The organism is Streptococcus suis YS161 (assembly GCF_002760245.1).
GTDB classification, from domain to species: domain Bacteria; phylum Bacillota; class Bacilli; order Lactobacillales; family Streptococcaceae; genus Streptococcus; species Streptococcus suis_I.
The window spans coordinates 24175-32264 of the sequence record NZ_ASCA01000036.1 but is presented as its reverse complement, the minus strand read 5'-3'; the positions used below and the strand labels follow the sequence as shown (position 1 = coordinate 32264).

Annotated in this window: 6 protein-coding genes; 4 read left to right on the top strand and 2 right to left on the bottom strand. The window is 47.7% G+C overall.

What is annotated here, in order from left to right; all coding sequences use genetic code 11:
• Positions 1–127 precede the first annotated feature (127 nt).
• The 4 genes from mvk to fni are packed head-to-tail and all read left to right on the top strand — an operon-like array spanning position 128 to position 4270.
• Positions 128–1063, top strand: a complete 936-nt coding sequence (mvk, locus tag SST111_RS05210) for a mevalonate kinase (RefSeq protein WP_099810268.1) — start codon at positions 128–130, stop codon at positions 1061–1063.
• Positions 1056–2081 carry a diphosphomevalonate decarboxylase gene (gene mvaD, locus SST111_RS05205; RefSeq protein WP_099810267.1) on the top strand — a complete coding sequence of 342 codons (1026 nt, stop codon included), beginning with the start codon at positions 1056–1058 and terminating at the stop codon, positions 2079–2081. The genes mvk and mvaD overlap by 8 nt, the downstream gene beginning before the upstream one ends.
• 1 nt (position 2082) lies before the next feature.
• Positions 2083–3162 (top strand): phosphomevalonate kinase, encoded by a 1080-nt coding sequence (locus SST111_RS05200; RefSeq protein ID WP_099810266.1) that lies wholly within the window; start codon positions 2083–2085, stop codon positions 3160–3162.
• Between the two features lie 10 nt (positions 3163–3172).
• Complete coding sequence (gene fni, locus SST111_RS05195) at positions 3173–4270, top strand: type 2 isopentenyl-diphosphate Delta-isomerase (protein WP_099810265.1); 1098 nt, start codon at positions 3173–3175, stop codon at positions 4268–4270.
• Between the two features lie 99 nt (positions 4271–4369).
• Here fni and SST111_RS05190 read toward each other — a convergent pair whose 3' ends face one another.
• Positions 4370–6118 (bottom strand): ABC transporter ATP-binding protein, encoded by a 1749-nt coding sequence (locus SST111_RS05190; RefSeq protein ID WP_099810264.1) that lies wholly within the window; start codon positions 6116–6118, stop codon positions 4370–4372.
• Entirely contained in the window at positions 6108–7850 is a 1743-nt protein-coding gene (locus SST111_RS05185; protein ID WP_099810263.1) for an ABC transporter ATP-binding protein, read from the bottom strand. The genes SST111_RS05190 and SST111_RS05185 overlap by 11 nt, the downstream gene beginning before the upstream one ends.
• Between the last annotated feature and the right edge of the window lie 240 nt (positions 7851–8090).

Below are 8090 nucleotides of genomic sequence, written 5' to 3'. Positions count from 1 at the left end.
TTAGACGTCGCTGGAGAGAAACGGCTTATAGCCGGTGTACAAGCCACCCGTTTTCACGGGTGGTTATGACTTGTTCTATTCTTATGTAAAAGTGGTATAATAGTAGTGATTGTATAAGGAGTAAAGTATGTCGGTAGTAGGAAAAGCAAATGGAAAAATCATTTTGATGGGAGAGCATGCGGTGGTCTATGGGCAACCAGCAATTGCTATGCCTTTTTCTGCTGTTGAAATTATTGCTCAGGTAACTGCTCAAGGGGAAGCGCTGACTGTTGCTTGTGACTTTTACGAAGGGTTGGTTCACAAGATGCCAAAAATCTGGGAAAGCCTCAAGCATGCCATCCGTTTCTCGCTCTATCGTATCGGAGCGCCGACAGACCCAGCTATTCATATTGAGATTAGTTCCACCATTCCTGCCGAACGAGGCATGGGGTCTAGTGCTGCGGTGGCAGTTGCAGTAGCACGCGCCCTCTTTGCCTACTATAAAAAAGAACTGACCGACAGCGAACTCTGGGACATCGTCCAGTCTTCGGAAAAAATTGCCCACGGCAATCCATCAGGCATAGATGCGGCGACCACCAGCGGCAAGTCCCCCGTCTTCTTTATCAAGCACCAGCCCATCGAACCTTTTGAGCTGAAACTCCATGCCCATTTGGTAGTGGCTGACACAGGTGTGACGGGAAACACCTTAGAAGCCATTTCAGACGTGGCGGATTTGTTGGAGAAAAAGCCAGAGGCTATCAAGCTAGTAGAAGAACTGGGTACCTTGACCCGACAGGCCAAGGAAGATTTAGCCACAGACCAAGCAGAGCTTCTAGGCAGCAGAATGAACCAAGCCCATGTCCTCCTGCAAAAATTAGGCGTGTCTGATCCTAGCCTAGATAAACTCGTCAGCCTTGCCCAAGAAAATGGAGCCCTCGGAGCCAAATTAACTGGTGGCGGCCGAGGAGGCTGCATGATTGCCCTGGCAAGAACAGCTCAGGATGCCCAAAAACTTGCACACATCCTTGACCAAGCAGGCGCCCGCCAAACCTGGATACAGTACTTAGGAGAAACCAATGACTAAACAAACAGGCATTGCCCGTGCCCATACCAATATTGCCTTGATTAAATACTGGGGAAAACGAGATAAGGAATTATTCCTACCTATGAATTCCAGTTTATCCCTGACCCTTGACGCATTTTATACGGATACCAAGGTCGTTTTTGACCCAGAATTAACTGCTGATGAGTTCTATCTCAACGGAATGTTACAAAAAGAAAAAGAAATTTTAAAAATTTCTCGATTTTTGGATTTGTTTTGCGAATATATAGGTGAAAGGGCATTTGCCCGAGTGGAAAGTCTAAATTTTGTTCCGACTGCAGCTGGTTTGGCAAGCTCAGCATCAGCTTTCGCAGCACTTGCACTTGCAACCGCAACTGCTTTGGATTTAGATTTGTCACCAGCTACCCTATCAACCCTTGCTCGCAGGGGTTCTGGCTCTAGCACCCGTAGCCTATTTGGTGGATTTGTTGAGTGGGATATGGGAACTGGTTCGGAAGATTCTATGGCCCATCCCATTGACAATGCCGATTGGGATATTACCATGATTGTCTTAGCCGTCAATACTGGACCGAAAAAGATTGCCAGTCGAGAGGGAATGGACCATACGGTTGCCACCTCGCCATTTTACTCAGCCTGGGTAGAAACCGCTAAGCAAGACTTGGTGGACATCAAGGCAGCTATTGCCAGCCGTGATTTTGAAAAACTTGGTCAGATTACAGAGCACAATGGCATGAAAATGCATGCAACAACACTCTCTGCCAATCCACCCTTTACCTATTGGTCAGCCGATAGCCTAGTGGCTCAAGAGGCAGTCCGTCAGGTTCGTGAAGCGACTGGCTTATCAGCCTACATGACCATGGATGCGGGACCAAATGTCAAGGTCCTCTGCCGAGCAAGTCAAATGGATGAGCTAGTAGCTGAATTGGCCAAAGTCTTCCCAAGAGAGAAAATCATCACCAGCAAGCCTGGTCCTGCTGCCTACGTCCTCAGTGAAGACGAGTGGCAGACCTCACAAGCAGCGTTTGAAAAGGGCTTGTAGCATGAAAGTACAAGTAAAGATACCTGGAAAACTCTTTCTAGCAGGGGAATACGCAGTTGTCGAGGCAGGCTATCCCGCAGTGATTGCGGCAGTTGACCAGTACCTGACCGTCACCATTGAAACAAGTGACCGAGGCCTTCTTCATTCCAGCCAAAAGGCGGACCTTTATCTGACCTGGGAGCGTAAGGAAGGTGCCGTTCGTATTCAAGGTAACCATCCCTATGTTCTGATTGAGACAGCCATGCAGGTGACAGAAGCCTATCTGACAGCCAAGGGCTATGCTTGTCATGGAACTTACAGTCTAGCGGTCCAGTCTGACCTGGATGACCAGACTTCAGGTGCCAAGTATGGTCTGGGGTCGTCAGGGGCAGTAACGGTTGCGACGGTCAAGGCCCTGTTGACCTACTACGGTCACCGACCAGATGCCCTCCTGACCTACAAGCTGGCAGCCTTGGTCCAGACCAAGCTAGGCATGACAGGTTCCTTCGGAGATTTGGCGGCTTCCAGTTTTGGTGGCTTGATCGCCTATCATTCTTTGGACCGTTCTTGGCTTTTAGGGAAAATGGCAGAGCTGTCTCTGCTGGATTTGGTGGAAAGTGATTGGCAAGGTTTGTCCATCAGCCCTATCCAGTTACCCCAAGGTTTAGACCTCTTGGTGGGATGGACAGGGTCGGCGGCTTCGACGGATAGTCTAGTTTCCCAGATGGAAAGCCAAAAAAGTCAGGCTGAAAAAGAGCAAATTCATAGCCGGTTTCTAGCCGACTCTAAGACCTGTGTAGAGCAGTTGATAGTAGCCTGTCAGACAAATGACTTGGTATCAGCTAGACAGGCTATTACTCAAAACCGCAAGCTCTTACAGGATTTTGCGAGAGGAATGGGTTTGGTTATTGAAACGCCTCAGCTGAGTCAACTCTGTGACCTGGCTCAGACGTATGGGGCGGTGGCTAAATCATCTGGTGCAGGTGGTGGTGACTGTGGCATTTGCCTGGTTGACAGTAAGGAACAAAAAGTAGCGATTGAGACGGCTTGGCAACAAGCCGGCATTCTTCCACTCCAACTAAAGATCACAAGTAGAGAATAAGGAGAACCCTATGTTTTATCTAGGAGAATTTGGTTTAGACCGCAAGGATCAACACGTTGGCTTGGCCAACCAGCAATATAGTGCCACACCGGCCAAGGACTTTACGGAGACCTTGTTTGTCCATCATTCCCTGCCTCAAACCAAGGTGGATGAAGTGGATATTTCGACCAGCGTAGCTGGTTTGGACTTTGCCTTTCCTTTCTTCATCAATGCCATGACCGGTGGAAGTAAGAAGACCCGCGAAATCAACCGTCTGTTGGGAATTATGGGGCATTTTGGGAAGATTGCTCTGGCTTCTGGTTCGGTCAGTGCGGCGATTAAGGATCCGTCTGTTGCGGAAACCTTCTCCGTGATGCGTCGGGAAAATCCTTACGGGATTATCTTTGCCAACCTAGGTGCCCATCACAGTGTTGAGAATGCCAAGCGGGCGGTGGATTTGTTGGAGGCCAATGCCATTCAGATCCATGTCAATGCCCCTCAGGAGATTGTCATGCCTGAGGGAGATCGTGACTTTACGATGTGGTTGAAGAATATTGAAACCCTGGTGCGGGAGATGGAAGTACCTGTCATCGTCAAGGAAGTTGGTTTTGGCATGAGCCGAGAAACGGTTGCCCAGCTGGCTTCTGTCGGTGTCAAGACCATTGATGTGTCTGGTACTGGGGGAACAGACTTCGCCAAGATTGAAAATGCCCGTCGGACCTTCAATGATTATGCCTATTTAGAAGGTTGGGGGCAGTCTACCGTGACTTCCTTGGTAGAAGCCATGTCTGTTTCTGAAGAAGTTCGCCCAAGCCTGATTGCATCTGGTGGTATTAAGACGCCACTAGATATTGTTAAATCATTGGCTTTGGGTGCAGACCTTGTTGGTATGTCCAACCATTTCCTCCAGTATGTCAAGGATGGTAAGGGGCATCGTTTTGACGACGGCTTGCAGGCTATTAAGACTTATCAATGGCAGATGGCTGAAATCATGACCATGTTGGGGGCTAAGAATATTGCAGACCTTCGCAAGAAAGATTTGGTTTTGGCTCCAAATGTACAAAACTGGTGCGAAGCGCGTGGGATTGACTGGAAAGCCTATGCCCGTCGGTCAGCGAATGTGAGTTAAAGAGAGAGAGATAGATTGATGTCTTCAGTTCTCAACAATGTAGAAAAATAAAAAAAAGCCAAGTTCTTTGTGAACTTGGCTTTTGTTGCGGTGTGGTTACTAGGTCGCTGCCAACTGCCCTGCTTGTAATTGGTACATGCGGTGGTAGTGACCCTTGAGGGCTAGAAGTTCTTCGTGATTGCCTGACTCGATGATCTTTCCCTTATCCAAGACATAGATACAGTCGGCATCTTGAATAGTTGATAAACGGTGGGCGATCGCGATGGTTGTCCGCCCTTTTCGCATTTTTTCAAGAGAGGTCTGGACTGTTTGCTCCGTTTCCGAATCGATATTGGCAGTTGCCTCATCTAAAATGAGAATCTTGGGTTTGCTGGCCATGGTGCGTGCAAAGGCCAGCAGTTGCCGTTGACCTGTCGAAAAGGCGGTACCCCGCTCGGTGACCAGGTGGTCGTATTTCTCAGGAAGTTTCTCAATAAAAGGAGCAGCATCCACAAATCGCGCCGCTTCCTCAATCTCCTCTCGGGAAATATCCTGATACATCTGGATATTGGACGCAATGGTTCCGTGAAAGAGGAAGGGCTCTTGCAGGACAAGGCCAATTGCGGACCGCAATTCTTCTTGCGAAAAGCTACGAATATCCTGACCGTCAATCAAAATCCGTCCAGATTGGAACTCATAGAAACGCATAAAGACATTGATGATAGAAGACTTGCCTGACCCTGTAGCCCCCACAAAGGCGATGGTCTGGCCCTGTCTCACTTCAAAGGAAACCTTATCCAGAATTTGCCGCTTGCCGTCATAGGAAAAGCAAACATCCTCAAAGACAATATGCCCCTTGTCAATCTTGGTCCCTCGGTCAAGCTGTAGCGGCTCCTCGATGGTCTGGTCCATGAGCGTAAAGACCCGTCCGGCAGATACCATAGAGGTTTGGAGGGTGGAAAAATGCTGCGTGACATCCAGCAAGGGATCGAAAAGACGATTGACATACTGGATAAAAGCGTAAATAAGACCAGCAGAAATTCCAGCCTGTGACCAATCCAAACCAAAGTAGGTCATGAGCAGGGCATAGGCTAAAATCTTGACAAGTGACAGGGCAGGGCGGAGAAAGAGACTGTCCAAGGCCATGGAACGACTGGCATAATCCAGATGTTCCTGGTTGATAGCCTCAAACTCTGCTTTTAAGCGGTCCTCCTGAGAAAAAGCCTGGATAGTCCGAATGCCCTCAATACTTTCAGCCAGTTTGCTGTTGATAGAACTCAGCAGGCTCCTGGTCTTAGCCACAATGGGAGCAGACCGCTTCCGGTATTGATCAACCAATAAGAAAATCACGGGCAGAAAGAGAACGATTAGACTGGTCAATTTCCAATCCAGAGCAAACATGGTCGAAAGAGTCGTGATGATAATAAAGAGAGCTGAGATAAAACTGGATAAAATCCCTGAAAACATCTCTGAAATGCTCTCTGTATCATTGGTGATTCGCGAGACAATGGAACCACTAGGAGTCTGGTCAAAGTAAGCCATTCCCAGCTTTTCCATTCTCCCAAAGGCATCCCGGCGAATATCTCTGACAATACTGTAAGAAACTTTAGCAAACCAGAGGTTTCCAAAATATTGAAGCACCATTTGGAGCAGATAGAGGGCGAAGTAGGCTGCTAGAATAGCCACAGCAGTCTCAGAAATAGAAGAAATGTAGTGGTCGATAAAATAGGAAGCCAGAAGGGGAATCAAACTGCGAACAACAGTCGTCAGCAGCAAAAAGCTGAGGGCAAGGACTGTCAGCAGTCGATAGGCTTTGAGATAAGACAAGAGTCGCAAAAAAACACTAGCTTGCTTGTTTTTAGAGAGCATCACTTTCCTCCTTTTCTAATTGCTGCATCATATAGGTATCGTAATACCAGCCTTTTTCATCTAGTAATTCTTGGTGACGACCTCGTTCTACGATTTTCCCATCTTCAAGGACCAGAATCAAATCGGCATGGACAATAGCTGACAGGCGATGGGCGGTGATAATGGTGGTCTTATCAAGGCGTTCTTGCTTGATGGTTTCGAGAATAGCGTGTTCTGTTTTAGCATCCACTGCTGAGAGCGAGTCATCCAAGAGCAGGATATCTGGATCGAGAATCATAGCACGGGCCATAGCCAACCGTTGCTTTTGTCCGCCAGAAAGGGAAATCCCCTTCTCACCAACCATGGTATCAAAGCGGTCGGGCATATCCTGAATATCCTCATAGACATGGACAGCCCGAGCGGCCTCTTCTACCTGATTTAGAGATAAATCGGGATTGCCGAAGCGGATGTTTTCAGTAACGCTGGTCGCAAAGAGGAACTGGTCCTGGGGTACATAGCCGATTAATCGTCGCAGGTCAGCTAGCTTGTAGTTCTTGATATTTTCTTGATTGAGCAAAATCTGTCCATTTGTCACATCGTATTCTCGCATCAGGAGCTTGAGCAGGCTGGTCTTCCCAGAGCCTGTTGGCCCCACAAGGCCAATTGTCTGGCCTTTTTCGATGTGAAACTGGATGTCTTGGAGGACTGGCAGGTTGTCATAGGCAAATTCGGAAATCTCATAGACAATCTCTCCATTGCTCGGTGCAGGCAGCGGTTGGTCTGTTTCAATGACCTCTGAGGAAATGCTGAGAAGGGTCTGAATCCGATTGTAAGATACATCACCACGCTGGCTAATATTGACCAAGAAACCGATGGCCATGAGCGGCCAGACTAGGAGATCTAAGTAGGTCATGAAAGTTACTAGTTGGCCCAGACTGACCTGACCTTGCGAGATGAAGTGAGAGCCGACCAGAAGGGTCAGCAGGTAGGACAGGCCAATAAAAAAGAGGACGGCAGGGTTGAACAGGGCGTCGTAACGCATGGTTTTGATATTCTGCAAGAAGGCTGCTTGGTTGATTTCCTGAAAAGCCGCCGTTTCTTGTTCTTGGTAGCCAAAGGATTTGGTGACCTTAATACCAGAAACAGCTTCCTGTACCTTGTTGTTAAGCTCTGAAAAGGCTGCCTGTGAAGCCTTGAAATTTTCATGAGTGCGACGGCCTAAAAAATTAGTGGTGAGCGTCATGAAGGGCAGGGGCAAGATTGCCACCAAGGTCATCTGCCAGGAAATACTCAAACTCATGGTGACCAGTGTGACCAAAGCAGTGACAGTGGCATCGACAAAGGACATGACGCCACCACCTGCTAGTCGGGTCAGGGCATTGATATCATTGGTTGCATGGGCCATTAAATCCCCAGTTCGATGTTGCTGAAAAAAGGATGGAGATAGGTGCATAAAGTGGTCAAACAGCCGATCCCTCATGATTTTTCCTAGACGATAAGATGTTGCCAGGATGTTCATTCGCCAAAGATAGCGGAGGCCGTACATGGCCAAGGCTGACAAGATGAGCCCGGCTACCCCGAGTAGTAAGCGATGCTTAGTCAACTGTCCGCTGGCAATCTGGTCAATCAACTGTCCCATGATAGAAGCGGGAAGGAGATTGAGGAGACTGACCAAACAGAGTGATAAAATCCCAATCAGATAGGCCTTTTTCTCAAGGGAAAAGAACCACCACAATTGCTTGATAATCTTCATAAGTGTCCTTTCTGAACAAAAGAAAGGTTGGTAGCTTGTCGCCACCAACAAATAATAGAATTCGATGACACTAGTGTATCACAGACTGGTAGAAATAGAAAGTTTGCAACTTAAAAATTAGGCAACTCTAGCCGTAGCCGAATAGAAGAAACAGTTGGAGTTATAAACACGTACGATACAGGTAGAAATCAAAAGATTTTTACCTTTTTCTGCATATTTATGATAAAATAAATGAAAATT

Excerpts from the sequence above, each read along its gene's own strand:
- mvk (WP_099810268.1), top strand. The coding sequence starts at position 128 with ATGTCGGTAGTAGGAAAAGCAAATGGAAAAATCATTTTGATGGGAGAG.
- mvaD (WP_099810267.1), top strand. The coding sequence starts at position 1,056 with ATGACTAAACAAACAGGCATTGCCCGTGCCCATACCAATATTGCCTTG.
- SST111_RS05200 (WP_099810266.1), top strand. The coding sequence starts at position 2,083 with ATGAAAGTACAAGTAAAGATACCTGGAAAACTCTTTCTAGCAGGGGAA.
- fni (WP_099810265.1), top strand. The coding sequence starts at position 3,173 with ATGTTTTATCTAGGAGAATTTGGTTTAGACCGCAAGGATCAACACGTT.
- SST111_RS05190 (WP_099810264.1), bottom strand. The coding sequence starts at position 6,118 with ATGCTCTCTAAAAACAAGCAAGCTAGTGTTTTTTTGCGACTCTTGTCT.
- SST111_RS05185 (WP_099810263.1), bottom strand. The coding sequence starts at position 7,850 with ATGAAGATTATCAAGCAATTGTGGTGGTTCTTTTCCCTTGAGAAAAAG.